The sequence below is a fragment of the Neobacillus sp. NPDC097160 genome (assembly GCF_044762155.1).
In the GTDB taxonomy this organism is placed as follows: Bacteria; Bacillota; Bacilli; order Bacillales; family Cytobacillaceae; genus Neobacillus.
This window is the reverse complement of the sequence record NZ_JBIWDU010000018.1, coordinates 21,573-47,949: the sequence shown is the minus strand read 5'-3', so window position 1 is coordinate 47,949 and position 26,377 is coordinate 21,573. Positions and strand designations below refer to the sequence as shown.

General features: G+C 39.1%; 24 protein-coding genes. All 24 read right to left on the bottom strand.

Features of this window, described 5'->3' with window-relative positions; translation table 11 throughout:
• Window positions 1-205: 205 nt before the first annotated feature.
• The 24 genes from ftsZ to ACIQXV_RS22680 all read right to left on the bottom strand — a co-directional run bounded on the left by ftsZ (window position 206) and on the right by ACIQXV_RS22680 (window position 26,227).
• Window positions 206-1,348 carry a cell division protein FtsZ gene (gene ftsZ / locus ACIQXV_RS22795; protein WP_402962393.1) on the bottom strand — a complete coding sequence of 381 codons (1,143 nt, stop codon included), beginning with the start codon at window positions 1,346-1,348 and terminating at the stop codon, window positions 206-208.
• Window positions 1,349-1,384: 36 nt separating this feature from the next.
• Complete coding sequence (ftsA, locus tag ACIQXV_RS22790) at window positions 1,385-2,683, bottom strand: cell division protein FtsA (protein WP_402962392.1); 1,299 nt, start codon at window positions 2,681-2,683, stop codon at window positions 1,385-1,387.
• Between the two features lie 121 nt (window positions 2,684-2,804).
• Entirely contained in the window at window positions 2,805-3,167 is a 363-nt protein-coding gene (locus tag ACIQXV_RS22785) for a small basic family protein (protein WP_402962390.1), read from the bottom strand.
• The gene (locus ACIQXV_RS22780; RefSeq protein WP_402962388.1) at window positions 3,167-3,898 is read right to left on the bottom strand and encodes a DUF881 domain-containing protein; all 732 of its coding nucleotides are present in this window, start codon (window positions 3,896-3,898) and stop codon (window positions 3,167-3,169) included. Before ACIQXV_RS22780 ends, ACIQXV_RS22785 begins: the two co-directional genes overlap by 1 nt.
• A 43-nt stretch (window positions 3,899-3,941) precedes the next feature.
• Complete coding sequence (locus ACIQXV_RS22775) at window positions 3,942-4,652, bottom strand: DUF881 domain-containing protein (protein ID WP_402962387.1); 711 nt, start codon at window positions 4,650-4,652, stop codon at window positions 3,942-3,944.
• Entirely contained in the window at window positions 4,627-5,418 is a 792-nt protein-coding gene (locus ACIQXV_RS22770; RefSeq protein ID WP_402962385.1) for a cell division protein FtsQ/DivIB, read from the bottom strand. The genes ACIQXV_RS22775 and ACIQXV_RS22770 overlap by 26 nt, the downstream gene beginning before the upstream one ends.
• Window positions 5,419-5,659: 241 nt before the next feature.
• Window positions 5,660-6,568, bottom strand: a complete 909-nt coding sequence (gene murB, locus ACIQXV_RS22765) for a UDP-N-acetylmuramate dehydrogenase (protein WP_402962384.1) — start codon at window positions 6,566-6,568, stop codon at window positions 5,660-5,662.
• A gap of 61 nt (window positions 6,569-6,629) precedes the next feature.
• Window positions 6,630-7,733 (bottom strand): undecaprenyldiphospho-muramoylpentapeptide beta-N-acetylglucosaminyltransferase, encoded by a 1,104-nt coding sequence (gene murG / locus ACIQXV_RS22760; protein WP_402962382.1) that lies wholly within the window; start codon window positions 7,731-7,733, stop codon window positions 6,630-6,632.
• A gap of 154 nt (window positions 7,734-7,887) precedes the next feature.
• Window positions 7,888-8,952: a stage V sporulation protein E gene (gene spoVE, locus ACIQXV_RS22755; protein WP_402962637.1), complete on the bottom strand. Its 1,065-nt coding sequence runs from the start codon at window positions 8,950-8,952 to the stop codon at window positions 7,888-7,890.
• Between the two features lie 162 nt (window positions 8,953-9,114).
• A complete protein-coding gene (gene murD / locus ACIQXV_RS22750) occupies window positions 9,115-10,467 on the bottom strand; it encodes a UDP-N-acetylmuramoyl-L-alanine--D-glutamate ligase (protein ID WP_402962380.1) in 1,353 nt (450 codons plus the stop codon).
• Window positions 10,468-11,445, bottom strand: a complete 978-nt coding sequence (gene mraY, locus ACIQXV_RS22745; RefSeq protein WP_402962378.1) for a phospho-N-acetylmuramoyl-pentapeptide-transferase — start codon at window positions 11,443-11,445, stop codon at window positions 10,468-10,470.
• A 1-nt stretch (window position 11,446) separates the two neighbouring features.
• On the bottom strand, window positions 11,447-11,893 hold the full coding sequence (locus ACIQXV_RS22740; protein WP_402962376.1) for a hypothetical protein: 447 nt from the start codon (window positions 11,891-11,893) through the stop codon (window positions 11,447-11,449).
• 2 nt (window positions 11,894-11,895) lie between these two features.
• The gene (locus ACIQXV_RS22735; RefSeq protein WP_402962374.1) at window positions 11,896-13,356 is read right to left on the bottom strand and encodes a UDP-N-acetylmuramoyl-L-alanyl-D-glutamate--2,6-diaminopimelate ligase; all 1,461 of its coding nucleotides are present in this window, start codon (window positions 13,354-13,356) and stop codon (window positions 11,896-11,898) included.
• Between the two features lie 192 nt (window positions 13,357-13,548).
• A complete protein-coding gene (locus ACIQXV_RS22730) occupies window positions 13,549-15,468 on the bottom strand; it encodes a stage V sporulation protein D (RefSeq protein ID WP_402962372.1) in 1,920 nt (639 codons plus the stop codon).
• 136 nt (window positions 15,469-15,604) lie between these two features.
• A complete protein-coding gene (locus ACIQXV_RS22725) occupies window positions 15,605-17,872 on the bottom strand; it encodes a penicillin-binding protein (RefSeq protein WP_402962370.1) in 2,268 nt (755 codons plus the stop codon).
• Window positions 17,869-18,231 (bottom strand): cell division protein FtsL, encoded by a 363-nt coding sequence (gene ftsL, locus ACIQXV_RS22720; RefSeq protein ID WP_402962368.1) that lies wholly within the window; start codon window positions 18,229-18,231, stop codon window positions 17,869-17,871. The genes ACIQXV_RS22725 and ftsL overlap by 4 nt, the downstream gene beginning before the upstream one ends.
• Before the next feature lie 25 nt (window positions 18,232-18,256).
• A complete protein-coding gene (gene rsmH / locus ACIQXV_RS22715) occupies window positions 18,257-19,189 on the bottom strand; it encodes a 16S rRNA (cytosine(1402)-N(4))-methyltransferase RsmH (protein WP_402962366.1) in 933 nt (310 codons plus the stop codon).
• 65 nt (window positions 19,190-19,254) lie between these two features.
• Window positions 19,255-19,686 carry a division/cell wall cluster transcriptional repressor MraZ gene (mraZ, locus tag ACIQXV_RS22710; RefSeq protein WP_215040695.1) on the bottom strand — a complete coding sequence of 144 codons (432 nt, stop codon included), beginning with the start codon at window positions 19,684-19,686 and terminating at the stop codon, window positions 19,255-19,257.
• A gap of 150 nt (window positions 19,687-19,836) precedes the next feature.
• Window positions 19,837-21,471: a bacillithiol biosynthesis cysteine-adding enzyme BshC gene (bshC, locus tag ACIQXV_RS22705; protein WP_402962364.1), complete on the bottom strand. Its 1,635-nt coding sequence runs from the start codon at window positions 21,469-21,471 to the stop codon at window positions 19,837-19,839.
• An 89-nt stretch (window positions 21,472-21,560) separates the two neighbouring features.
• Complete coding sequence (locus ACIQXV_RS22700) at window positions 21,561-21,956, bottom strand: DUF3397 domain-containing protein (RefSeq protein WP_402962362.1); 396 nt, start codon at window positions 21,954-21,956, stop codon at window positions 21,561-21,563.
• Window positions 21,953-22,855 (bottom strand): 2-dehydropantoate 2-reductase, encoded by a 903-nt coding sequence (locus tag ACIQXV_RS22695; protein WP_402962360.1) that lies wholly within the window; start codon window positions 22,853-22,855, stop codon window positions 21,953-21,955. The genes ACIQXV_RS22700 and ACIQXV_RS22695 overlap by 4 nt, the downstream gene beginning before the upstream one ends.
• A 244-nt stretch (window positions 22,856-23,099) precedes the next feature.
• Window positions 23,100-24,641, bottom strand: coding sequence for an acyl-CoA carboxylase subunit beta (locus ACIQXV_RS22690; RefSeq protein WP_402962358.1), 1,542 nt, complete (start codon window positions 24,639-24,641; stop codon window positions 23,100-23,102).
• Window positions 24,642-24,663: 22 nt separating this feature from the next.
• A complete protein-coding gene (locus ACIQXV_RS22685) occupies window positions 24,664-24,876 on the bottom strand; it encodes a biotin/lipoyl-containing protein (protein WP_402962356.1) in 213 nt (70 codons plus the stop codon).
• Between the two features lies 1 nt (window position 24,877).
• Window positions 24,878-26,227 carry an acetyl-CoA carboxylase biotin carboxylase subunit gene (locus ACIQXV_RS22680; protein WP_402962354.1) on the bottom strand — a complete coding sequence of 450 codons (1,350 nt, stop codon included), beginning with the start codon at window positions 26,225-26,227 and terminating at the stop codon, window positions 24,878-24,880.
• Window positions 26,228-26,377 lie beyond the last annotated feature (150 nt).

Genomic DNA, 26,377 nt, shown 5'->3' with positions numbered 1-26,377 from the left:
GGAAAAAGTATAACGTAGTTAAGGGGCTGAAGTGTGTCACTTTCTGTAATCAAAAAAACAGAAATTTCCACTATTCTCTTCGGATTTTGTCAAAGAAAAGTGGAAGTGCCCAGGAGCTGGAGCTGGACAATTCTCGAAGTAACAATTTACAATTTCTTACACAAAAAATGCATGGTCCATTTGGACCATGCATTTTTTATTATTCTTATCTTCTACGATTACGGTTTCTCAAGAAGGTTGGGATGTCAAGTGCATCCTCTTGTGATACATTCGTGTTACGAGCTGGTTCCTGTGGTGCAGGAGCTTCTTCACGCTTGTTGTGCTCTCTCTTGACAGTGCCCACAGGCGGTTTTGCTTGTCCGAAAGACGGACGGGTTACTTTTGGCTGTGCAACCTCTTCATTAAATCCAGTTGCAATGACAGTTACGATAATCTCATCTTTTAACGTTTCATTGATAACAGAACCGAAAATCATATTTACTTCTTGATCAGTTGCCGTTGCCACGATATCTGCAGCTTCCTGCACCTCATAAAGACTCAAGTTAGATCCGCCCGTAATATTCATTAACACACCCTGTGCACCATCAATAGAGGTCTCTAAAAGAGGAGAATTAATAGCCTTTTTGGCAGCTTCTGTAGCACGATTTTCACCGGCTGCAACCCCAATCCCCATTAATGCCGATCCTTTGTTAGACATGATTGTTTTAACATCTGCGAAATCTAAGTTAATTAATCCAGGTATTGCGATTAAATCGGAAATACCCTGGACACCTTGGCGTAGGACATTATCTGCCTCACGGAACGCTTCAAGCATTGGAGTACTCTTATCAACAATTTCAAGTAGACGATCATTTGGAATAATAATGAGTGTATCGACAGCTTCTTTCATGGAACCAATTCCGCCGGAAGCCTGGTTCGAACGCTTTTTACCTTCAAAAGTAAACGGACGTGTAACAACACCAACCGTCAAAGCACCTAGATCACGGGCAATTTGAGCAATAACTGGCGCGGCACCGGTACCTGTTCCACCGCCCATTCCCGCTGTAACAAACACCATATCTGCCCCACGAAGTGCTTCTTCAATTTGTTCCTTACTTTCCTCAGCGGCTTTTTTACCTACCTCGGGATTAGCTCCTGCTCCGAGTCCGCGAGTCAGTTTAGCACCAATCTGCATTTTCACTTCTGCTTTTGAAAGATTTAAGGCTTGTGCGTCAGTATTAACTGCAATAAATTCAACACCCTGAACACCATTTTCAATCATTCGATTTACCGCGTTATTACCGCCGCCGCCAACTCCGATTACTTTTATTGTTGCAAGAGAATCTAAATTTGTATCAAATTCTAACATGACAAATCCTCCTAATTCGTCGATTAATATTTTCGATTATTCGAAAAAGTAACCTAGGAATTTTTTTACTTTTGATGACATCTTTTCTTCCGGATGTTTTTCTACTTTTGCTGCTTTAGGTTGATGTTGTTTTGGCACTCTTTTTTCGATTGGCTCAGAAACCGCTGACGTACCACTGCTCGTTCCACCAGGTAATCTAGCATTCTTGTAAGCATATTTTATTAAACCAACCGCTGTTGTATATTGAGGTTCTCTTACACCAATATAGTCAGGTGAGGCAATGCGGACCGGATTTTGAAACATATCCTGGGCAAGCTCGAGTACACCTTGCATTTTTGCTGTTCCGCCTGATAGGACAAAACCACCTGGTAAATCATTCACACCTAATCGTTTCAAATCATTTGCAATCAGTTCAAAAATTTCTTCCATTCTTGCTTCAATAATTTCAGATACATAGAGCTGATTAAATTGCTGATGCTGATCACTTCCGATAATTGGTACACTGAAGAACTCATCTTCTGAGGCATTATCATAGAAGGCATGACCATATTTTACCTTGATTTTTTCAGCATCTTCAGTAGAAGTGTGCAAGACTTTGGAAAGATCATTCGTGAGAAGATCTCCGCCAACTGGAATCACACTTGTTGCCTTTAAAAATCCTTCTTCAAATACAGCTATTGTAGTTGATCCGCCGCCAATGTCAATAAGGGCAACGCCAAGATTCTTTTCATCCTTTGATAATGCAAAATCCCCTGCTGCTAACGGCTGCAGGATAATATCTAAAATTTCAAGGCCTGCACGTTCTACACAGCGCAATGTATTAATTATAGTGGATTTAGATCCAGTAATTAGTGTCCCATCCATTTCTAAGCGAACACCGATCATCCCACGTGGATCATTAATTTCATCCTTGCCATCCAGAATAAATTGCTTTCGAATGACGCCGATATTTTCTCTTTCAGGTGGAATGGAACCCACATGTGAGGCTTCAATGACACGAATGACATCCTCATTGGTAATTTCTCGGTTTTGGCTGGAAACTGCTACAATACCGTGACAGTTCTGAAGCATAATGTTGTTCCCGGAAATACCGACCACCACTTCTCGGATCTCCATTCCTATCATTCGTTCCGCCTGCTCAATCGCCCGCTTAATAGAATGAACGGTGTCATCCATGTCGACTATCGATCCTTTACGTAAGCCTTCAGATTTCACATTGCCAACACCAATTATATTTAACGAGTCTTTCCCCGAGTCATTGACCATTTCACCAATGATTACTTTTACACTGGATGTACCGATGTCAAGACTAACATATATTTCATTGCTGTTCATTCTTTGGCACCTCCTTTTAATCTCCTTAAGTCGAACAACAATTCATTTTGTTCAATACAAGTTTCATAGACATATCTTATAAAATTATTCGTCACAACTACATATTTCCCTTTAAAAAATATCAATTTTTTTCTATTTTTTCTTTGTTTGTTGACCATTTTGTCAATAATATTCGTCTTATAACGGCAATATTTTGAAATAACCTGACACCAAACGCAAAAACTGCTGCTAAATACAAGTCTACACCAAGATGAACACCGAGAAAAGCTAAACTTGCTGCGAGAATTATATTAAAAAAGAATCCTGAAACAAACACCTTTTCATCATAAATATTTTGCAGGTATGCCCTGATTCCACCGAAAAGTGTGTCGAAGGCTGCAAGTACTGCAATCGACAAATAATTGGAATATTCTTCAGGAATTCGAATTTCTGTTAATAAACCGAGAATGATTCCAATAATGAGTCCCATAACCGGAAGCCACATTAAGAACTGCCCCCTTCTTTGATCGGCTCCATGTACTTTATACGAATTGAATTATCATAGGCTGGAATCGTAATAGTTGGATTTGGTGCTGAAACATTAAGTCTTAAGCTTTCAGTAAAAAATTCATCTCTTGCTTTTGAGACCTTCATCCGGTTTGATAATTTTTCAGCACTATTTATTTCACTTACTCCCACTTTAATCTCGATAGGTAAACTCCTGATTGTATGGCCATCAATTTTTGTTTCACCATTGATATCCCTAATAACAGTGGTATTAATAATTCTTTGACCGTCAATCGCTATATATTTCGCTTCATACATATTTAATTCGTTTACTAATCTTTTTAACAGTTCAGGAGAAATGACTTTCGTAACAGGAGCTCCCAATTGAAGGTCCTCAATAACAGGTTCTATCTGCAATGTAATACCCGGACCCGCGATCTCGGTAAGTCCTGCTTCTGTTTTCAATTCTTGTAATGTATCCTTTAACACCTGTTCTTTACTTTGTTTTCGTTTAGATTCATAGGCTGATAGTTTCTCTTCATTCGAACGAATTTCGCTCAATAAATGAGACTGAAGTTCTTTTTCTTTTAATAGCGCCTCGCGAAGCTGCCAAACATCTCTTGTGTCACGCTCCACTGGTTCTTTCACTGTTTGGAATTGAATAGCAATCATGAATCCTATTACCATTGCAATCAAGGTAAAACTCACATTAATTTTCGGCTTGTCCACCTGTTTCACCTAACCTTTAATTTAATCATAACGTGGACACTTTTTAACTGCCTAAAATTGGATTTAGGACAATATCATTTACTTTTTCCAGTGTAAAAACAAGATTATCGTTGACTAGTTGATCCTTTACCCCTCCGGACAGGTTTAATGCTGATGAAAGAACATCTGGTTCACCAATAGCGGTAATGACAAACGGTGCAGGGTATTGAACCCCGTCAACGGTAATGACTGGACCGTTACATACAATATAAGAATGACTCGACAGTCGTTGTCCATTTATTGCAACAGCCGCAGCCCCGGAAATATAAAGTTCGTTCACTACTTTAAAAACATGATGTTCATGAACAAGATAATTGTTTACATTGTCTTCTTTTGGGTTATATGCACCGTCAGAAAGAGTGATTTTCACACCATTTCCTTTTACCTTTACCTTCCCAAGGTACATCCGATATTTTTCAGCATCCTCTGCTACATTAAGGAAAACCTGTGCTTCCTTAGCAAGATCTTTTTCATTTTTTAGTACTTTATCTTGCTTTTTATTTAATTCCTTTTGGAGTTTCCGATTGGTCTCTTCCTGGGAAATTAATTGATTCCTTAAGGCAAGAGTCTTTTCAAATTGTTTTCCCGACATGTCCCGTTTTTCTGTTTGATTTACTTTTTGGGTTAGATGATAGGAGAATGCCAACATAAACCCTAAAACAAGGCAGACAAGGGACAAGATAAAATGCTTACCCTTCACCTTTATCCTTTTCAACTTCTTTTTCCTCCACTTCCGGTTCAAAAGCCTTAAAATACGAGCCTACTTCCAAGTCGATAATTCCCTTTTTGTTAGGGTCTAATTGACTAATAATTGAAGGATAATGCACCATCTTTTCCGAAAAACTTCTAAGAGTGGCACTTACCTCAAAGCCATCATTCATAAATAAGGAAATATGATACTGATCAGTTTTTTTCGGAGAATAATGAATTTCAGAAATGGAGTTTAAAATTTCACTTGGAAGAATTTCTAACTCTTTTACCATTTGGTTAAGGACTTTACCTTCTTTGAATTCGAAAAGAATCGGAGAATTAACTGGGATTATTTCCGTCTTTCTGTCTTTTAAAATTTTCCCATTTTCCATAATTGGAAAATAGTTTGTATCTTGTTTAAGATACGCCACTCTTTTATGTTCTTTCACTTGAATTTGAATGGTGTTTGGCCAATGAATCTTTATCTCTGCCTTTTTTATTTCAGATAATTGCTGCAGCTTTGAAGCAGTATCACTTTTACTCACTTTCCAAATATTCGTATTAGTAGAAATGCCGCTCATTTTAATTAATTCTGCATCCGAATACACTTCATTCCCCTTCACTGTGATGATCTTAACATGACTCAATGGTGATTGAGAATATGCGACAACTACAATCATTGTAAAAAACAAAATTAGCAGAAGTACAAGTCGTCTATTGGCTTTTCGCCGTCTTTGCTCCTTAAGCTTTGGAATACGATCCTCAAGAGCAACGATTTTACCTTTTTCCATTCATAATTCCTCCAAATAAAAAGAAGTTGCCCTAAATATCAACTAAAGCTTGTCCTTAAAACAAATTAAGGTTACCTAATAAAGTGAAACAACGGCACGAAAAATCATGCCGTCATTCGTTCCCTTTGTTTTTCCATCTATAATATTATCAGTAATTATAACACAATATTTGTCATTCGTAAGGGATTTCTTACAAGAAAAGTAAGCTAAAATTTTGAATTTCTGTTTATCCTAGTCAGCACTATTTTCGCCCAATTATTTCTACTTCGGTTTCCATTTTAATCCCATAAAGACTGTAAATGGTATCCTTGACATGCTGTATTAACGCGAGCACATCACCTGCAGTCGCATTTCCGGCATTGACAATGAAATTCCCATGCAGTTCGGAAATCTTAGCCCCGCCAATATTGAAGCCTTTTAAGCCGGCGACCTCGATAAGTTTCCCAGCGTAATTTGGCAGTGGATTGCGGAAAATACTGCCTGCACAAGGAAAATTCCATGGCTGCGTCTCTTTTCGATAATCCTTGTTATGCTGCATTTGAGACACTATCTCTGCTCGATCTCCCAGACCAAGCCCAAAAACAGCTTCGACAACAATTCCCGGGCGTTTTTTCTGCAGGACAGATGTTCTGTAGGAGAACTCCATTTCTTCATTTGAAAGCCACTCCATCCTCCCGTCATCAAATAAAATATGTGCCCTTGTTAATATTTTGCTTATATCCGATCCGTGTGCACCTGCGTTCATATATACAGCCCCGCCGACTGATCCGGGGATACCACTGGCAAACTCCAAGCCAGTTAGTCCTTTTTTACTAATTATTGTTGATAGACTGACAAGCGAATGTCCACCGCCTGCTGTAATTTCGGTTTCGTTCACTTCGAGGTGACTCAAACCAGAACTAAGCTTAATAACTGCTCCCTCTATCCCTTTGTCTGAAACTAAAAGATTGGATCCTCTGCCAATCGCCCTCCACTTTATCCGGTGTTTTTCGATTACAGCCATTACCTGCTTTAAATTTTCAACTGACGAAGGCTCGATAAAAAGGTCAGCAGGACCGCCAATTTTTATTGTCGTATGATGAAGGAGAGGTTCATCTTTTTTCACTTTCCCAATATTTAAGTTTTGCAATTCTGTTAAAATCGCGTCCATATTTACCACCCTAACTTTCCTAGATGCGTTTATTTCAGTTTATGCTGAAATTAAATTTGGGCTACCTATGATTTGTTTTTACAAGCTGTTTCATTAATGAATAAAGTCTGCTTGCTGAATCTGGAACACCCATTTCCTTTGCTTTTATTTTCATATCCTGTAAAATTTCATTATTTAAGAGAATGCGATCGATTTGGTTCACAAGACTTTTATTAGTTAAATCTTTTTCTAAAAGCAATTCAGCAGCACCATGATCACTTAGAGACCTAGCGTTTTTCTCTTGATGGTTGTTGGTAACATACGGGCTCGGGACAAGGATGCTTGGAATACCTAGTGAGGTAATTTCTGCAAGCGTTGTTGCTCCTGCCCTAGAAACAACTAAATCTATCCCTGCAAGGACCTCCGGCATATTGTGAATAAATGGTTTTATCACCACATTGCTCGGACTTCCAATTAACTCCACTTCCTTTTTGACATCCTCAAAATGAACGTCACCTGTAATATAGAGAATCTGATATGGTTTCTCAGCCAATTCTGCGAAGGCTTTAACTACTGCTTCATTAATTGGTCTCGCACCACGGCTGCCGCCAAAAATTAGGACGGCAGGTTTCGTTGTACTAAGACCTGCTGAAAGACGCCCTTTTATTCCATCCTTGCCATTTACCTCTGAAGCACGTGGATTACCTGTAAAAACAATCTTTTCACTTGGAAAAAAAGCCTTTGCCTCTTCAAAACAGATGGCAATTTTGTTAACGTAACGGCTTAAAAATTTATTTGTAAGGCCAGGGACACTGTTTTGCTCATGAATGATCGTTGGAACCCGAAGCTTATGTGCTGCATAAACAACAGGCCCACACACATATCCGCCAGTTCCAATGACAATGTCAGGCTTAAACTCTTTTAATATTCTTTTGCTATCTTTCACACCTTTTAGAAAACGAAAAACGGTTTTAACATTTTCAAGGGAAAGCTTTCTTTTAAATCCAGTTATATGAATCGATTTAAAGGCAATATTCTCCCTAGGGACGATTTTACTTTCCAAGCCATTTATTGTACCTATGTATAGAAACTCGGCATCCTTGTTCTCTTTTTGAATTTCCCTAATTAGTGCGAGCGCAGGATATATATGTCCGCCAGTCCCGCCACCGCTTACTGCTATTTTCATTTTTTCCACCTCATTAACGATTTAACACCTGAATGCATACCTATCTTACTATAAATAAGGAGATAATAATGCAATTGAAAAAAGATTGTTATGTAATTGTAAAGTTTTCATCAAATGAAATGATACCCTGCCAATGTGAACAGGGTATCATTTCTTAATATCTTGAATAACGGCTAATATTTAGGAGAACGCCGATAGCCATTAACATCAAGGTCAACGAAGAGCCTCCATAACTTAAAAATGGCAATGTAATGCCCGTTACCGGCATTAACCCGGTTACAACACCAATATTAATCATAACTTGAATAGCCACCATTGCAATTATTCCTACAGCGAGAAAGCTTCCAAATAAATCGGGAGCACCAAGAGCGATGCGGATCCCCCGCCATAACAATAGCGCAAATAATAGCAGGATAAACGAACCGCCAATGAATCCTAATTCTTCTGAAAGAATGGCGAAGATGAAGTCTGTTTGCGGTTCGGGTAAGTAGAAAAACTTTTGTCTGCTTTCGCCAAGACCGAGTCCGAATAACCCGCCGGGGCCAATGGCATAAAGCGATTGAATAATTTGAAAACCACTGCCTAATGGGTCTGACCAAGGATCTAAAAATGAGGTGATCCGCTTTATCCGATACGGAGCTGAGGCAATTAAGCCGACAAAACCCGCTACACCTAAAAGCCCAAGGAAAGCAAAATGACTTATTCGGGCACCGGCTATGAAAATCATCACAACGCAAGTTCCCATCATAACGGTTCCCGTACCTAAATCGGGCTGCAGCATGATCATGGCAAATGCTAAAAAGGCAAGTCCTAAGGAAGGGATAAGACCCTTCTTAAACGAAGTAATCAGCTTTTGCCGTTCTGACAGATATTTGGCCAAAAAGGCAATCATCGCCAATTTCATAAATTCAGAAGGTTGGATTGAAAATGCCCCTACTCCTATCCAGCTTCTTGAGCCATTCCGAACATTCCCAATTCCAGGAATTAACACTAGTACTAACAAGACAAAGCACACAATTAAAATGGTTTTAGCCCAAGTTCTCCATGTCCAGTAATTAATATTCATAATAAAAAACATGGCAGCGATTCCGACTCCGGCGAATAGGGTTTGCCTTTTTGCAAAGAAAAAGGAATCATGAAATTTATATTCAGCCCATATTGCACTTGCGCTGTAAACCATAATTAGTCCTATCGCCAGCAGCGTGAAAGTTACAATCATTAAAATAAAATCAGGAGTTGTTCTCTTTGTCGGCACCACTATACACCTCAACTACGAGTTTTAGGGCTTTGCAGAACCACAAGGTGAGAACACTAAGCATTGAGCTTCAGCGCCAAGGTGCGACCACAAAGGTGCTGAAGCTTTTCTGGGTAAGACAAGCCCTTACTTAAGCTTATGCACCGCTTCGATAAAAATGTCTCCCCTGACTTCAAAACTTTTATATTGATCCCAACTGGCGCAGGCAGGAGACAATAATATGATGTCCCCTTGTTCGGAGTTTTGATATGCTTCAGGAACTGCCTTTTCAACATTATCGACACGCTTTATAATTTTTATTCCAGCTTGGGTACCGACACGCTCAATCTTTTGGGCAGTTTGCCCGAATACGATTAACGCCTTTACATTTCTTAAATAGGGAAGCAACTCATCAAACTCATTGCCTCGGTCAAGACCACCGGCAAGTAAAATAATCGGTGCCTCAAAAGCAGTAAGCGCCTTAATTGTCGCTAAAATATTCGTAGCCTTTGAATCATTGAAAACCTTTCTTCCATTTACATCAGCAACATATTGCAAACGGTGCCTGACACCAGTAAAGGTTCGGAGCACCTCTTGGATTGCACTATTTTCGACTCCTGAAAGTTTAGCGGCAGCCATGGATGATAAGATATTTTCTAGATTATGTACCCCTGGCAAGGCAATTTCATTGATTTCCATTACCCTTTCATGGTTAAACATGATCCAGCCATCTTGAATATAAGCACCTGATGCCAATTTTCTCTTTGTGGAAAAAGGGATAATGCTTGCTTTTGAGTGACGTGCGATTTCCATTGTTTCTTCTTGGTCTGCATTAATGATTAAATATTCCAGCTCTGTCTGGTTTTTCGTAATGTTGGCCTTTGCGTCAATGTATTCCTTTCGTGTTCCATGATAATCCAAATGGGCATCATAAAGGTTCGTGATAATCGCAATTTTCGGATTAAAGGTTTCGATTCCCATTAGCTGAAACGAAGATAATTCAATGACAATGGCATTTTCCTTTGTTGCCGCTTCGGCAACACCAGAGGCTACCGTTCCGATATTACCTGCAATTAATGGGTGCTTCTTTCCCTCGTTCAGCATTTCATATACAAGTGTTGTCGTTGTTGTTTTTCCATTTGTTCCGGTAATTCCGATAAATGGTGCTTCAGAAATTTCATAAGCAAGCTCAACTTCCGTAATAACAGGTATTCCCTTTTCAATGGCTCCTTCAATCATGGGATTGAAATAAGGAATCCCTGGATTTTTCACAATAAGTTCGAACCCTTCATCAAGAAGTTCAATTGGATGATCACCACAAATCACTTTAATCCCTTGCTCTAAAAGCCCTTGAGCCTCGGGGTTTTCCGATAATGGCTTTTTATCATTCACTGTAACAAATGCTCCAAGCTTATGCAGCAGGGCCGCTGCCGTTACGCCACTCTTGGCCAAACCAAGAACAAGGATTTTTTTATGTCGATAAGATTCAATCTGCTTCAATTACAACCACACCTCGATATAGATACCTAGTATCGCAAATATTAGCCCAACACTCCAAAATGTAACGACCACCCGCCATTCCGACCAGCCAACCAATTCATAATGATGATGTAAGGGACTCATTCGGAAAATTCGTTTCCCAGTCGTCTTAAAGGATGCGACCTGAAGAATAACTGATAATGTTTCAATGACAAAAACGCCGCCAATAATGATAAGCAGGATCTCAAGCTTTGTTAAAATGGCAATTGCGGCTATCGCACCACCTAGTGCCAGCGACCCTGTATCGCCCATGAACACCTTAGCCGGGTGGGCATTAAACACCAAAAACCCTAAGACCGCCCCAACCACAGCAACCGAAAAAACAGCAATTTCAAAATTATTTTGATTCCACGCCAATACAGCAAATGCTCCAAAAGCTATTGCCGAAGTCCCTGACAATAACCCATCGAGTCCATCTGTCAGATTTACTGCATTGGAGAACCCAACCAGCCAGAAGATAATTAAAAAGACATATGACCAGCCTAAATCAATGGAGTAATCTCCGAAAGGCAGTTTAATTTCTGTTGATTGTCCAGTCTGTTTAAAGATTAAGTAAAATATAACGGAAATAATAATTTGACCTAAAAGCTTTTGTTTTGATGTTAATCCTAAATTTCGTTTCAATACTACTTTGATAAAATCATCCAAAAATCCAAGCAAACCGAATCCAAATGTCACAAATAAAAGTAAAAACGCTGTAACTGGGGTTTGTTCAGAGTATTTCCCGATCATAACCAATGTGGTTATGATAATGGAGAATAAAATCATCAGACCACCCATCGTCGGTGTACCGGATTTTTTTTGGTGTGATTTAGGACCTTCTTCCCGAATGCTTTGTCCAAATTTCAACCTTCTTAAGAATGGGATAAAAATCGGAGAAAGTAAAACTGAGATTAGAAAGCCCATGATAATTGTGAAAAAAATAACTTGCTCCTTCATTTTATCCCCTCCTTTCCGTATCAGCCGGTAACATGTTTGTCAGCTTTTCTAATATCACAGCTATATCATATGTTTGTTTATTTTTATTAAGAAGTTTTTTATTTGAAAATTTAAAGTTAGTAATCTGCATGTGCTTATTCGTTTCTCCATCTAATTTTTTACTATAAATTTTTATTATATCTCGTATTGCCTCAGCCAAATCATCTGCAAAAAAAACAGGAAAATAGGTTGGTGTATAGCTTGGGAGTTTGGTTTCACGATCCCAAATGGCAGCGATCGCTCCATTTGCAATAGCGTCTAAAAGTTCCCCTGCATCATTTATTGGGATAAATAAGCCTTTTGGCTGGTCAGTATTTGCTTGATCTGCAACGGTATGAAACAACATATTATCCTGGATTCCTTGTTTAGCAGAAAACAAACTTGCCAAGTCATTCAATGCTAAAAACATACTTATCTCTCCTCAATCGCTTCCCTGGCAACAAGCCGGTCATCAAAGTCATGAACTACGGTACCAATCGTTTGATAGGTTTCATGTCCCTTTCCGGCAATTAAAATGACATCTCCAGCTGCAGCCTGATTGACAGCTGTATAAATAGCTTCCTTTCGATCAGGTATAACTTGGTATGTATCACCTTGCACACCTGCTTCCATTTCTTTCAATATCGCTAGCGGATCTTCACTTCTTGGGTTATCCGAAGTGAAAATCGGATTTGTTGCCAAATGACAGGCAATTTGTGCCATCAATGGCCGTTTTGTGCGGTCACGGTCGCCACCGCAGCCTACAATAACGAAAATCTTTTTCTTTGCGAAGTGCTGAATCGTCTTTAACACATTTTCTAGACTATCTGGTGTATGTGCATAATCCACAATCACGGTGAAATCCTGACCGGAGTGAACGAGTTCAAATCTTCCGGCTACCCCTTCGACGGCTTCTATTGAATGGATGATGTCATTAATCCCTATCCCAGATACTAATGCAGCAGTGATACTTGCTAAGACATTATAAACACTGAATTTACCAATTAACTGCATTTGAACTGGATAGATGGCACCATCGATAACAAGATCAAATTTTGTGCCTTTTGGCGTCATATGAATATTTTCCGCCTTTAGGTCTGCCTTTTGATCAATTCCGTATGTAACCACATGTGCTGCCGTTGACCTGCTATACATTTCGGTTGCAGGATCATCTGCATTTAAGACAGCAAATTTTGGTTTGTTTAAGTCAAAGGTATTCCCAAGCTGGGCAAACAACAAGCCCTTGGAACGTTTATACTCCTCCATTGTTTTATGGTAATCAAGGTGGTCTTGCGTAAGGTTTGTGAAAACAGCAATATCATAATCACAACCATGAACCCTTCCTAAGTCAAGAGCATGCGAAGAAACCTCCATTACGGCTAAATCAACATCGGCATCCACCATTTGTTGAAATGTTTTTTGGAGTGTCAAGCTTTCTGGAGTTGTGTTTTTCGTTTCAATTGTATTGTCAGCAATTTTTGTGTACATGGTGCCAATCAAGCCTGTTTTTTTGCCTGTATCAGCAAATATTTTTTCAATCAAATGACTGGTTGTTGTTTTGCCATTCGTTCCCGTGATCCCGATTAACCGCAGCTTTTTCGTGGGCTGCCCGTAAAAAGCATCCGCAAGCACTGCCATTACTCTTGTTGTATCGTTAACAACGATAACGGGTACATCAAGGTCTAACGGCCGCTCAGCGATTATTGCTACAGCACCATTATTAACAGCAGATTCTGCAAAATTATGGCCGTCTACTGTGTAGCCTTTAATACAAATAAATAAGCTCCCTTTTTGCACCTTCCGGTTATCGTTTTCAATTGATGTAATTTCCGGATCTTCTCCATTAAAAGGAAGAATCGGATGCAAATACGCAAGTAGCTTTTGCAGCTTCATTTTCTCTCAAATCCTCTCATAACCGTACATATCCATTTACCAATATTCCCTTTGAAAACTGTTATAACGAAAGTTCCATCTTATTTTACATTAAATTATTTTATTTTACCATTTAGTTATGTAAGCTTAATAAAATTTTAGGCGGCGGAAAACATTCCGGCCGCCATTCGATCCCTTTTATTTCAAATCTTGTTAGTCCCCTTTGCCAAAGTAAAGTCTAATTTTTGAGCCTTCCTTTACCTTTGTACCTGGTTTTGGGGATTGTCTCACTACAACATCGCCTTCACCACTAGCATCGATTCTTAAATTAATGAATTGTTCCATGAGTTCACTTTTTGTTAGCCCAACAAAATCAGGCAGTTTTAGTAATGGGGAATCCGGGTATTTTATCTCTTTTTCAATTTGGTCTTTTCGAGGCTCAATTCCCATTGCAATCAAACCATCCTTCATAATATTGCCAACGATTGGCGCACTAACTGTTCCCCCAAAGGCCGTAACCCCTTTTGGATTATCCACTGCCACATAGACAACAATTTGTGGATCATCTGCCGGCGCAAAACCCATAAAGGAAACAATAAAGTTATTTTCTAAATATCTTCCGTTTTGCGCTTTTTGCGCTGTTCCTGTTTTCCCGCCAACTCGGTACCCTTCAATAAACGCCTTGCCTCCTGTTCCTTGTGCAACAACACTTTCAAGGGCATGGCGAATTTCTTTTGAGGTCTCCTCCGTAATGACGCGCCTTTTTTCCACCGGCGTATTTCTCATGACCACTTCTTTTGTAACGGGGTCAATTAATTCTTTAGCGATAAACGGCTTGTAAAGAATTCCCCCATTAATAGCAGCGGAAACCGCAGTAACCTGCTGGATCGGCGTAACCGATACCCCCTGTCCAAAAGCAGTTGTAGCTTGCTCAACAGGACCAACCCGGTTCAAATTAAATAAAATGCCCGTACCTTCCCCCTGCAAGTCAATCCCAGTCTTCTGGCCAAATCCAAAATCCTTTATATATTTAAAAAGTTTTTCTTTCCCTAAACGATCTCCCATTTCCACAAATCCCGGGTTACAAGAATTTTGCACAACTTCCAACATGGTTTGGCTCCCATGACCGCCCCTTTTCCAGCATTTTAACCTTGCTCCTGCTACCTGTACAGAACCGGAATCATGGAAATGGTCTTTTTCCAAATCAACTTTTCCTTCATTCAGTGCAGCAGCAAGGGTAATAATTTTAAAAGTGGAACCTGGTTCATAGGTTGACCATACTGGCAGGTTTCGGTTATATACTTCTTGTGGAACATTTCGGAAATTAGCCGGATCAAAAGTAGGCCTGCTTGACATCCCTAATATTTCTCCGTTATTTGGGTTCATAGCTATCGCAACAATTCCATCAGGATTATATTTTGCCTCGGCAATATCCAATTCCCTTTCGATAATGGTTTCAATTTTTGAATCGATGGTTAGTTTCAAATCAAGTCCATTAACAGGATGTTCATAATCATCGGCCATGTCATTCATTCTTTCTCCTTTGGCATTGGCATAAAATTTAACAGCACCACGTTCACCACTTAACTCCTTATCATAGTACTGCTCAAGCCCCATCAACCCCTGGTTGTCCACCCCAGTAAACCCAAGAACATGGGAGAGGTAACTGCCATTAGGATAATGCCTCTTTGAATCTTCTCCTATATAGACACCTTCAAGATCAAGAGCCCTGATTTCCTTTGCCTTTTCATGAGAAATTTTTCTGCCTTCTTTAATACGAACGGATGATGCCCCTTTCGTAATATCTCGATACGCTTTTTCTTTCGGCATATCCAGCACGGATGCCAGCTTTTCCGCAGTTGTTGCCGGATCTTTAATTTGTCTTGGAATCACATAAACAGTTGGAGCACTAATATTTGTAGCTAACGGGATCCCATTGCGGTCGACAATCTGCCCGCGCTCAGGTTCAAAAGGAATATTCCGGCTCCAGGAACCTTTTGCCCGATCTGTCAACATATCACCTAAGACAAATTGGACGTATCCGAGACGAACATCAATTATTAAGAAGGTCAAAATTCCAACGAATAGGGCAATCATTAGCCGTTTACGGACAGTTACATTTGAAACACGCATACAATGAATGATCCTCCTTTATTACGCATTCACTTTCCATTTATCGTTCATTTATATGCTTGTACTTTTTCAAATAGAACGCAGGCTAAAAAGCCAATGTAATGCAAAAATCCCGCTTAAAAAGCGGGATAAAAAGTTAATCTTGAACTTTCTCTTCTTTATCTTCCTCTGTTTTTCCGGTTTCATCATTCTTAACGTTTATTTCAGTATCCCATTGTTCTTCAGGAGATTTAAAATCGACTATAAGGAAATCCCCGCTGTGTAAGATGGCGTTGGGTTGAATATTTTGCTGAGTGACATAGCCTTTCCCCTTAGAATTTAATTTTACTCCAGTAAGATTAGCTATTTTCATAACATCTCTTAGCGACCAGCCTGTCATATCCGGAGCCGTCAGATCACCATCTGTTTGGATGATTACCTTCTCACCCTCTAAAATGGTAGTCCCCGCCTTTGGCAGCTGCCCGACAACTTTTGATCCTTTGCCGAGTACAACCGTTTCAAAGCCATGATCTTTTAGATTCTTGACTGCTTCTTCTGTCGTTTGTCCATTAAGATTTGAGAGTTTGTTTACCACGGCCTTTTCAAGCATCGATGGCTGGATATTTAAATAATGCAGGCTATTCTTCATCACTGGATTAAAAATAGCCGAGACAGGAATAGCTCCCTGACCTGCGTCATCACCTACAAGCTCAGGCTGCTGTACTGCTACATAAACGATTAATTTAGGATCATCCTTAGGTGCCATCCCTAAAAATGAAAACATATAATTGTTTACACCTTTTAAGTAGCCCCCAGGTCCTGGGATATTAGCAGTCCCGGTCTTACCCGCTACACTGTAACCATCAATTTTGTAACGTCCACCAGTACCTTTAGGTGAAGTTACAACCGTTTCTAGGATATCACGCACTTGTTTGGCAGTTTCTGCCGATATCGGTGTTGACACAACTTCTGGAGATAATTTCTTTATCGTTTCCCCTGTATCATGATTGACAATTTTTTCGACTACTTTAGGCTTTAACATTTTCCCATCATTAGCGATGGCTGTAGCTGCTTGTATTTGCTGTATCGGTGTAATCGCCGTTCCTTGTCCATATGCCGTAGTAATCTTTTCACTGGGATACGTGTATTGAATTTTTCCGGACGTTTCATCTGGAAGCTCAATCCCTGTCGGTTTATCAAAACCAAACTTTGTTAAATATTCTCTGAAAGTATCAAAGCCTAATTTTTCTTTGGCGATTTTGGCAAACGCAACATTCGAAGAACGCTGCACACCTTCTAGATAGGTGATTGTTCCCCATCCGGATCCATTATGATCATGAATGGCTTTATCTTTGTCGGTAACCCTGTAGGAGCCGGACTCATATTGTTCATTCGGATCGAATTTATTTTCTTGTATCGCGGCAGCAAGAGTGAAAATCTTCATTGTTGAACCTGGTTCAAACGATGTTTCAACCGCTTCATTATGCCAGCTTTTTTCTATTCCTTCTTTTGTTTTCGGTTGGAACGATGGGCGCTGTCCCATAGCTAGGATTTCCCCAGTTTTCGGGTCAGCGACAACAGCAATAATCTTTTTCGGTTTATATTCCTTCACCACATTATCCATGGCATCTTCCAAAAAGGTTTGGATTTTTTTGTCAATTGTCAAATAGATATCATTACCATCTTGTGCGGGAGTAATCTTTTCCTTTCCATCAGGAAGGATATAGCCCCACAAATCGCTCTCATAATTAATTTTGCCATTTTCCCCTGTTAACTCATCGTTGAAGGCTTTCTCTATCCCCATTCTTCCTTCCGTTTTATAGGTTCCATCCTTTTGTTTAACATCGGTGCCATCCTTTTGTTTAACTCTTTCTGCATATCCAACTAAATGGGAAGCAAAGATCCCATTTGGATAGAAACGTTTCGAGTCACGGGAAAATGTGATACCGGGAAGCTCAAGGCCTTCTATTTTTTTCTTTATGTCATAAGAAATATCTCTTCCTGCTTTGCCGAATTCGACCTGGAACCTTTTATTTTCTTTCCCTGTGGTTAGAATTTTATAAATCTCTGTTTCATCCATTTTAATATACTTGGAAAGCTCTTGCGCTGTTTTACCAGGATCCTTTACATGTTTCGGTTTTTTGGAATTCGTTGTCATCTTTTTATCAAGAATTGCAATAAGTGTATACGCAGCCGTATCCTCGGCCACCAACTCACCATTCCGATCAAAGATGATTCCCCTTTCAGCCTGAAGGGTTCCCTCCCGGCCATATTTTTGCTGGGCCTTCGCTGCCAGAGGCTGTCCGCTGACTTCTCCGGTAATTTGAATTGAAAAATACCTGCAAATCAAAACAAAAAAGAGCAGGCCGAATATCCCAAACAATATCGCTGCTCCCACATTCATATATGGCTGTTTCTTGTTCATCTCTCCTGCACAACCTTGACGTCGTTATTTTCATCTCTGATTAAACCCATTTTCTTTGCCTTTTCAAAAATCCGATCGTAAGAACTCAATTCACTTACTTGTACCTGCAAATCACCGTTTACCTTTTGTTGTTCACTAATCTTTTCTTCAACTGCTTGAATGTCCTTGTTTACTTCATAAATGTTTGATTGATTAGATATGAGATGTACTGCACCAAAACATACCATTCCGGCAAATACGACTCCAATTATTTTTTCCCCTGGAGTAAGCCAGGATTTTTTTAATTTTACTTGACTTTTGTTTTGGACTGTTTTTTCTGCTTGTTGCTGTTCTAAATATTTCCTGGCAAGATTACCCAACCGTTTCCCCTCCAGATTGTTTTTCTTATAATTTTTCTGCAATTCGCAGTTTTGCAGAACGAGCGCGATTGTTTTGTTCTAATTCTTCTTCAGATGGAAGAATGGGTTTACGAGAGATTAGCTTTAAAATCGGCTTATATTCATCAGGAATGATGGGTAAACCATGTGGTAAATGAGGGGTCTCACTCGCCTTTTTAAAGGCAGCCTTACAAATTCTGTCCTCAAGAGAATGGAAAGTAATGACACTTATTCTCCCCTCTGGGTTTAAGAGGTCTATCGCTTGGATTAATGATTGTTCAAATACCGCTAATTCATCGTTAACAGCTATTCTGACAGCTTGAAAAATTCGTTTTGCAGGGTGTCCGCCTTTTCTTCTTGCAGGTGCGGGAATCCCTTCCTTAATCAACTCTACTAACTCGAAGGTTGTTTCAATTGGTTTTACCGATCTCGCTGCTTCAATTTTACGAGCGATTTGTTTTGAGAATTTCTCTTCCCCATAACGGAAAAAGATACGAACTAAGTCTTCATATGACCAATGATTAATGACGTCGTAAGCGGAAATATCCGCTTCATTGTCCATCCTCATGTCCAAGGGTGCATCATGATGGTAGCTAAAACCCCTCTCTGGTGTATCCAATTGCGGTGAGGATACCCCAAGGTCATAAAGAACCCCATCAACATGATCAATCCCACGGTTTTCAAGTTCTTCTTTCAAATATAAGAAATTGCTTTTAATAATAACTAACTGATCTCCGAATTCGGATAATTTTTCCTTCGCATTCGCAATTGCTGTTTCATCCTGGTCAAATGCATATAGTTTCCCACCTGTTCCGAGTCTTGAAAGAATAAGTGAACTATGTCCTGCACCGCCCAAGGTACAATCAACATAAATACCATCAGGCTTAATATTTAATCCGTCAACAGCTTCCTTTAATAACACAGTTGTATGTTCAAACATTTTCGTACCACCTTTTCCAATCGAACCTATTTCATTACAGAAATTATATTAATATAACTTATCCATTATATATCAAAGCCAATCATATTTTCTGCAATTTCCGCAAAAGATTCTTCTGACTGTGTAAAATAGTCTTCCCAAATCTGCTTGCTCCAAATTTCAATTCGATTGGAAACTCCTAAGATTACGCATTCTTTTTCTAATTTTGCATATTGCAAAAGCGGTGCAGGGATATTTATTCTTCCTTGTTTATCCAGTTCACTCTCTGTTGCTCCAGAAAAGAAGAATCTAGTAAAGGCACGGGCGTCTTTTTTCGTAAGTGGCAGACCTTTTAACTTTTCTTCAATAAGCCCCCACTCTGATACTGGGTAACCAAACAAACATTGATCCAATCCACGTGTGATGATAAACATGTCGCCAAGTTCATCACGGAATTTGGATGGCACAATTAATCGGCCTTTCGTATCAATGCTGTGATGGTATTCACCCATGAACATACCCATTACCCCCACTTTCTATAAAAAATGTACCACATTCCCCCACTTTTCACCACCTATTTTTAAATTATTCGCCCCAATTTCTTTAAAACCCTTTTTTTATTTGTGATTTTAGGCAAAAAAAAACTTCACATCGAAGGTGAAGTTTTCTTATACTTTCAAAACCTTATGGCAGCCATCAAATTCAAAAGTCTCTGCCATCAATTTATTCATAAAAGTCAAACCATATTGATTTAAATAATAAAATACATTCCAAACTCGTTCTTGTGGAAAGCCATCAGGTCGTAAGGCAAGGTCCACACGTGCATATTTTTTTAATAGGACATCATGTTTCAACTTTACGGCTTCTTCTAGTTTTGATTGCATGAAGCCAATCTCTTTTAGTAAATAATTTTCATTTTTCTTAAGCATTGGTAGGAGTGCACGATCCAGTTGTTCCGTTTTCGCTTCAATCATTTTGTACTGTTTTATTAACTGTTCAATTGTACTTGAAAATAATACTGCTAATTCTTTATCTTTAATGGCCGCTAAAAACTGTTCTCTTTCCTTCTCCGTTCCTTTACTTAAAACATCAATTAAATTCAAATTTAATTCTGAAATATCTGATTCTATTGAACGATCCAAAAATGTTATATTCAAACGCGGAACAATTGGCGGCATTTTAATATTAAAATGTTCAAATACTAGCTTTAGCTCTGCCCAGTAAGAAATTTCACCTGGCCCGGCAATAAAGGCAATTGTAGGAAACAGCCATTCCTGCATAAGTGGACGCGTCACCACATTATTGCTGAATTTGGCAGGATGTTCGTCGACTAACTCCACTAATTCCTCTTTAGAAAAGGTTATGGTACCACTTTTCCCCACGAAACGATCGAATTCACGATCATATTCTAGCAATATTCGTTCATTTGCCCTTTGATCATAGTAGAAGAGATTTGCAGCTTTTTCGCTCGCTTCAATTGTAATGGGAAACCCATTTTTCCCTATTTGCTTTTGCTGCTCTAATAACGAAAAGGTTATGATGTCATGGTGAACAATCTGCTTCTTAAAAAATTCTTTTTGTATCTGCCGGAAATCCCTGTTCCCGGAATCAACAATTAAAAGCCCATAATCTTTAAAAAGCTCCATAATAATGTGGGCAAAGAAATCAACGAAGGTAGCTGACTTTATAACTTGTGCTTCAGCAAATTCTAAAAGACCATTCGTATGTTCTGTTTCTCCATAATTCTTAATCAAGTTTTCTACCCACGAAAGACAAATATCTTTATTCAAAGTGATATCAGTCACCATTTTCTTTTGGTGAACTTTTTCCGGATAGATCCATTTATCGATTTTTTCCTTAACAGGTACAAACACATGATTTACTTCTTGGAAATCATGGTCTTCTCCGGCAATCCAAAAAACAGGAATGACAGGTATTCCAAGCTGTCTTTCTTTTTGTTCCGCTAATTTTATGATAGAAATGACTTTATGTATGGAATAAAGCGGCCCTGTCAGGATCCCGGCCTGTTGACCACCAACAACGACTAAGCTATTATCTTTTTTCAGTTTATTTATCGATTTCATTACGGCTTCTGAAGTTGGAAAGCGCTCCATAAAGTTCTCAATATGTGCAGCAACTTCCATTCGGGGAAACGGTCTATTGTTTAATTCAGCTATTCTTTTCTTATCTTCTTGTAAATCATTAAAGCGATAATGAAAAAAAGACTGGATATCAGCAGATTGTTCCAAATAATTCGATGCAAACCGATTCGTTGCCGGTAACGAGAGATTTAAAATCTCCATTCATGTACTTCCTTTCTGACACCTGAGATTCATTCTTTTACGAGTATACCACTACCTACCCATATTGAAAAAAACTTTGCTTCAAAAATTTAAGCTGAAAAGGTAAAAATCACAGCACCATGAATGATTCCATACAGTGTTAATGTAATATATGCTAGAAAAAAAACGATAAAATTAAAGCGCCAAAACCCTTTGAACACTTTATTTAGAATGATTTCTTCTTTTACCTTCCAATGAACAAAGACAAACACCATGGCAATGAAAATCATTAGTAGTATTATTAACCAAAAAAACGATTTGCCCCATATGGTGACGATTAAAAAATGAACAGATATGATATATAAAAGAGTTGTATAATCCACTGCCTTATGCAATGATTTCCGGGACTTTTTAGTGATTATTTTTATAACAAAAAAGACAAGAATGGAACCGAGGAACGGTAATGTAAAAAAAACAGTTAAGACTGCGGAGAGAATGGTGCTCATGTAACTTCCTCCCCACCAATTTCTTTTCCTTTTATCAAATAGTAAAGGTTCGCTATTTGAGGAGAGTTCTTTTCCTGTCTTTTTGCTTGTTCTAATAAAAAACCTAAAATTGCGTCAATTTCCGTCAACCTATTTGCTTCAATGTCCTTTAACATCGAAGATCGGTTGTTTGCCGTTTTTTCACAAATATCAACAACTAATTTTAAATGTTCATCCGGATTGTCTAGATTCAAAATAAAGGATATTTCTGAAAAGAGATTTTTGACTACCTGAAAATAATACTGATTTTCAATTAATCTTCCATTTTCCACTTGAAGGATGGCGGTCAATGGATTAATGACTGCGTTGACAATTAATTTTTTTACAAGCATATCGTAAAAATCTTCTTGAAAAACAATCGGAAAATCAGGAGACAACGAGGCTGCAAATTGTTGCAATGATTTTGCATCACCTTGGAAAACTGCAACATTTATCGCACCTTCCCCATTATGGCTCACCGTAAAGGAATTTTCCTTTAAGGCCCCATGCTCAACAGACCCGACATATAGATTGTTCGCCCTAATACATTCAAGCAACTTTATATGCCCCATACCATTTTGTATAAATAACAGGTTTTCAGGAATGACGGATAAATGATGAATTTTCTCAATAATTGCAGGAAGCTGATATTGTTTAACTGTAATGATTGTTAAATCTTCTGTTCCTTTAAAAGAAGAAACTGGAAGAGCCTTGACCAAGGCTCTTCTTTCATCTGCCCCTTTATGCAGCAAGATTCCATTTTTGTTAATCTCATCAGCCTGCGTTATCGTTCTAGTATAAATCGTCACCTCAAAGACCCTACTAATGTAGGAGGCAAATAATAATCCAATTGACCCTGCACCAATAATTCCAATATTCATGGTAATCCCTCTTTTTACTTCGTATTCCAGCCCCAGCGCCTAGCCCCTCGGGTCATAAGCCGCCCCGCTGTGGTGGCTGGAAAATTGCCTCCTCGCGGTTCGTCTTATGCCTGTCGGGGCTGATCAAGGCGCTTACGCTTTCTTATCTATAACCGTATTTTATCAGATGCTGTCCATTGATTGTTAGTACGTTTTATAAAAAATAAACCCTTTTCGGTTATATGCCGAAAAGGGCCATGTTCTATTATACAGGGTATACCGGATGCTTCCGGACACTGAAGTTTAATTCTTTCGTTTCATAATAGGCGAAACGCTGAATAAGTACATCTCTTAACTCCGAAGGGGCAACAATTTCATCGACAATGAGCTCGGATGCCAGCTTATAAATGTCGATATGTTCTTTATACTCTTTATGTTTTGCTTGAACAAAGGCTATTCTTTCTTTTGGATCGTCAATTTCATTAATCTTATTAGAGTAAACAGCATTTACAGCCGCTTCCGGACCCATTACCGCAATTTGGGCAGTTGGCAATGCAATGCAGCAATCAGGTTCAAACGCCGGACCCGCCATCGCATAAAGACCTGCACCATAAGCTTTTCTAATAATGACCGAAATTTTTGGTACGGTCGCTGAACTCATTGCTGCAATCAATTTTGCACCGTGACGGATAATTCCAGCCCGTTCTACTTTTGTACCAATCATAAAACCAGGGACATCTGCCAGGAATAATAGTGGAATATGGAAGGCATCACAAAGCTGGATGAATTTTGCAGCTTTATCAGCAGAATCAACAAATAATACGCCGCCTTTTACTTTTGGCTGATTGGCAATAATCCCAACAGCTCTCCCCTCAATTCTAGCTAATCCAGTTATTAATTCTGGTGCAAATAATTTTTTAATTTCATAAAAACTAGCATTATCAACTAGCCGTTCAATACATTCCACCATATCAAATGGTGCATTTTGATTTTCAGGAATAATCGCTTCCAGATCACGGCCTTCCTTCGCTGCCACTCCATTAGACATTTTTGTCTTTTCTTTAAAGCTGGCAGGAAAATAGCTAATATATCTTTTGGCCGATTCAATCGCTTCTTCCTCACTGTAAGCCAAAACATCCCCACAGCCGCTAATCGTACAGTGCATGCGGGCACCGCCCATTTCCTCCAATGATACCTTTTCACCGATAACCTTTTCTGCCATACGAGGGGAGCCCAAATACATGGAAGCATTTTGATCAACCATAATGACAATATCGCAAAATGCTGGGATATATGCGCCACCAGCCGCTGAAGGTCCAAATAGAATACAAACCTGTGGAATCATCCCTGAAAGCTTCACTTGGTTATAGAAGATTTTGCCTGCCCCGCGGCGATTTGGAAACATCTCTATTTGGTCAGTGATTCTTGCTCCGGCTGAATCAACTAGATAGAATAACGGAACCTTTAACTTTTCAGCTGTTTCTTGAATTCGGATAATCTTTTCAACCGTACGTGCTCCCCAAGAACCTGCTTTAATCGTCGAATCATTGGCCATGACACACACTGTCTGCCCATTAATTTTACCGATAGCCGTTACTACACCATCTGCCGGGAGATTCCCCGCTTGGAAATTGGCGAATTTTCCATCTTCTTCATATTTTCCTTCATCAAATAATAATGCTAACCTGTCACGAACAAACAACTTTTTTTGTTCTTTTAGTTTTTCATGATATTTTGGATGACCGCCAGCTTCAATCTTCTTCCTATTTTCATTTAAATGGTGATTTAACGTATTAGTTGCTGCCATAATGCTCCCCCTCAATAAAATGCTATTCTAGAACGATTAATACATCGCCTTCGTTTACGAAATCCCCAATGCTGACCTTTACCTTCTGAACAACACCTTCGATACCGCTTTCGATTGGAATTTCCATTTTCATTGATTCTAACATTAATACTTCTTGTCCCGGGTTCACTGCGTCTCCTTGTGATGCGAAAATATTTAATACAGTACCCGCCATAGTTGCTGTGATTTCTTTCATGTTATCTCTCTCCTTCATTCACTAATTTTTTTGTTAGAAAACTTGTGGTATACGACCCATTCCTGAAGTCGGCGTTTGCTAAAATATTTAAGAAAAGCGGTGCATTTGTTTTAATTCCTTCAATTTTTACCTCTTTAAAGAAATTTTCTGCCGCCGCCAATGCCTCGAGTCTTGACGCTCCATGAAAAATACATTTGGCAATCATCGGATCATAAAATGGTGTCACCGTTCCGCCTGCTTCATATCCTGAATCTATTCTCACTCCCACTTTTCGATTCCAACTAAGCGTCGTGATTTTTCCTGGTGATGGTAAAAAGCGAACTGGATCTTCGGCATAAAGCCGAAATTCAATAGCGTTGCCTGAAGAGATAATCTCAGATTGCAACAAAGGCAATGTCTTACCTTCCGCAACGAGAATTTGCCATTTGACTAAATCAAGTCCCGTAATCATTTCGGTCACAGGGTGCTCCACTTGTAGTCGTGTGTTCATTTCAAGAAAATAAAAATTTTCATTTTCATCGACAATGAATTCAATCGTTCCGGCGTTTGAATATTCGACAGCCCGAGCAGCCTTTACCGCAGTTTCAAACATTTTTTGTCGGACTTTTTCAGACAGAAACGGTGATGGTGATTCTTCGACAACCTTTTGATGCCTTCTTTGAATGGAACAATCCCGTTCAAAAAGGTGGACGATGTTTCCAGTGTGATCTCCAAACACCTGAACTTCAATATGCCTGCCATCAGCAATATATTTTTCAATAAACACTTCACTTGAACCGAAATAAGCCATTGCTCTCGACTTTGTCGAATCATAAGACTTAACGAGCGCTTGCTCATTTTCACAAAGCACCATTCCAATACCACCGCCACCGCCGCTTGCCTTTAGCATAACTGGGTATCCGATCGCCTCAGCAAGACTCATAGCTTCTTCAATAGTTTTTAGACTATTTCCACTGCCAGGTACCACTGGGACACCGGCCTTCTCCATTGTTTGGCGCGAAACAATTTTATCCCCCATTAACTCAATGGTTTCAGGTTTCGGTCCGATAAAAATAATCCCTTCATCAATAGCCTTTTTGGCAAATGTGGCATTTTCGGATAAAAAGCCATATCCAGGGTGGATAGCATCTACTTTTTCGCTTTTTGCTATTTCTAAAATTTTATCACTTTGTAAATAGGATTTGTTAACAGGTGGTTCCCCCACACAAACAGCCTTTGTTGCCGCTTTTACATAAGGCATTTCCTTATCGGCTTCAGAATAAATAGCAATCGTTTCAATCCCCATCACATGACAGGTTCTAATAATCCGAAGGGCAATTTCTCCTCTATTGGCAATTAAAATTTTTTGCACATTTTTACCCCTTTCTTATTCCCTTTGTGCCATCCCTATTAAATTTCTACATCATTCTGCGAATTTCCTGCAAATTTTGAAAACGCTTCCTGAAGTTATTTGAAGAAATTTTTGTGCTTTTGTTATATAATGAGAGTAATTCATTTGAAT

Coding starts and splice junctions, on each gene's coding strand:
- rsmH (WP_402962366.1), bottom strand. CDS start 19,189: ATGTTTGAACATACAACTGTGTTATTAAAGGAAGCTGTTGACGGATTA.
- mraZ (WP_215040695.1), bottom strand. CDS start 19,686: ATGTTCATGGGTGAATACCATCACAGCATTGATACGAAAGGCCGATTA.
- ftsA (WP_402962392.1), bottom strand. CDS start 2,683: ATGAACAGCAATGAAATATATGTTAGTCTTGACATCGGTACATCCAGT.
- ACIQXV_RS22725 (WP_402962370.1), bottom strand. CDS start 17,872: ATGAACAAGAAACAGCCATATATGAATGTGGGAGCAGCGATATTGTTT.
- ACIQXV_RS22700 (WP_402962362.1), bottom strand. CDS start 21,956: ATGAGCACCATTCTCTCCGCAGTCTTAACTGTTTTTTTTACATTACCG.
- ftsZ (WP_402962393.1), bottom strand. CDS start 1,348: ATGTTAGAATTTGATACAAATTTAGATTCTCTTGCAACAATAAAAGTA.
- mraY (WP_402962378.1), bottom strand. CDS start 11,445: ATGAAGGAGCAAGTTATTTTTTTCACAATTATCATGGGCTTTCTAATC.
- murG (WP_402962382.1), bottom strand. CDS start 7,733: ATGAAAATAGCAGTAAGCGGTGGCGGGACTGGCGGACATATATATCCT.
- ACIQXV_RS22685 (WP_402962356.1), bottom strand. CDS start 24,876: ATGAAAGAAATCACAGCAACTATGGCGGGTACTGTATTAAATATTTTC.
- ACIQXV_RS22785 (WP_402962390.1), bottom strand. CDS start 3,167: ATGTGGCTTCCGGTTATGGGACTCATTATTGGAATCATTCTCGGTTTA.
- ACIQXV_RS22695 (WP_402962360.1), bottom strand. CDS start 22,855: ATGAATATTGGAATTATTGGTGCAGGGTCAATTGGATTATTATTTGCC.
- ACIQXV_RS22690 (WP_402962358.1), bottom strand. CDS start 24,641: ATGGCAGCAACTAATACGTTAAATCACCATTTAAATGAAAATAGGAAG.
- ACIQXV_RS22730 (WP_402962372.1), bottom strand. CDS start 15,468: ATGCGTGTTTCAAATGTAACTGTCCGTAAACGGCTAATGATTGCCCTA.
- ACIQXV_RS22740 (WP_402962376.1), bottom strand. CDS start 11,893: ATGTTTTTAGCATTGAATGACTTGGCAAGTTTGTTTTCTGCTAAACAA.
- spoVE (WP_402962637.1), bottom strand. CDS start 8,952: ATGATTGTAACTTTCACGCTGCTGGCGATAGGACTAATTATGGTTTAC.
- bshC (WP_402962364.1), bottom strand. CDS start 21,471: ATGGAGATTTTAAATCTCTCGTTACCGGCAACGAATCGGTTTGCATCG.
- ACIQXV_RS22770 (WP_402962385.1), bottom strand. CDS start 5,418: ATGGAAAAAGGTAAAATCGTTGCTCTTGAGGATCGTATTCCAAAGCTT.
- ACIQXV_RS22735 (WP_402962374.1), bottom strand. CDS start 13,356: ATGAAGCTGCAAAAGCTACTTGCGTATTTGCATCCGATTCTTCCTTTT.
- murB (WP_402962384.1), bottom strand. CDS start 6,568: ATGGACGCGATTTTAACAGAATTGCAAAACTTAAATATTGGGAAAGTG.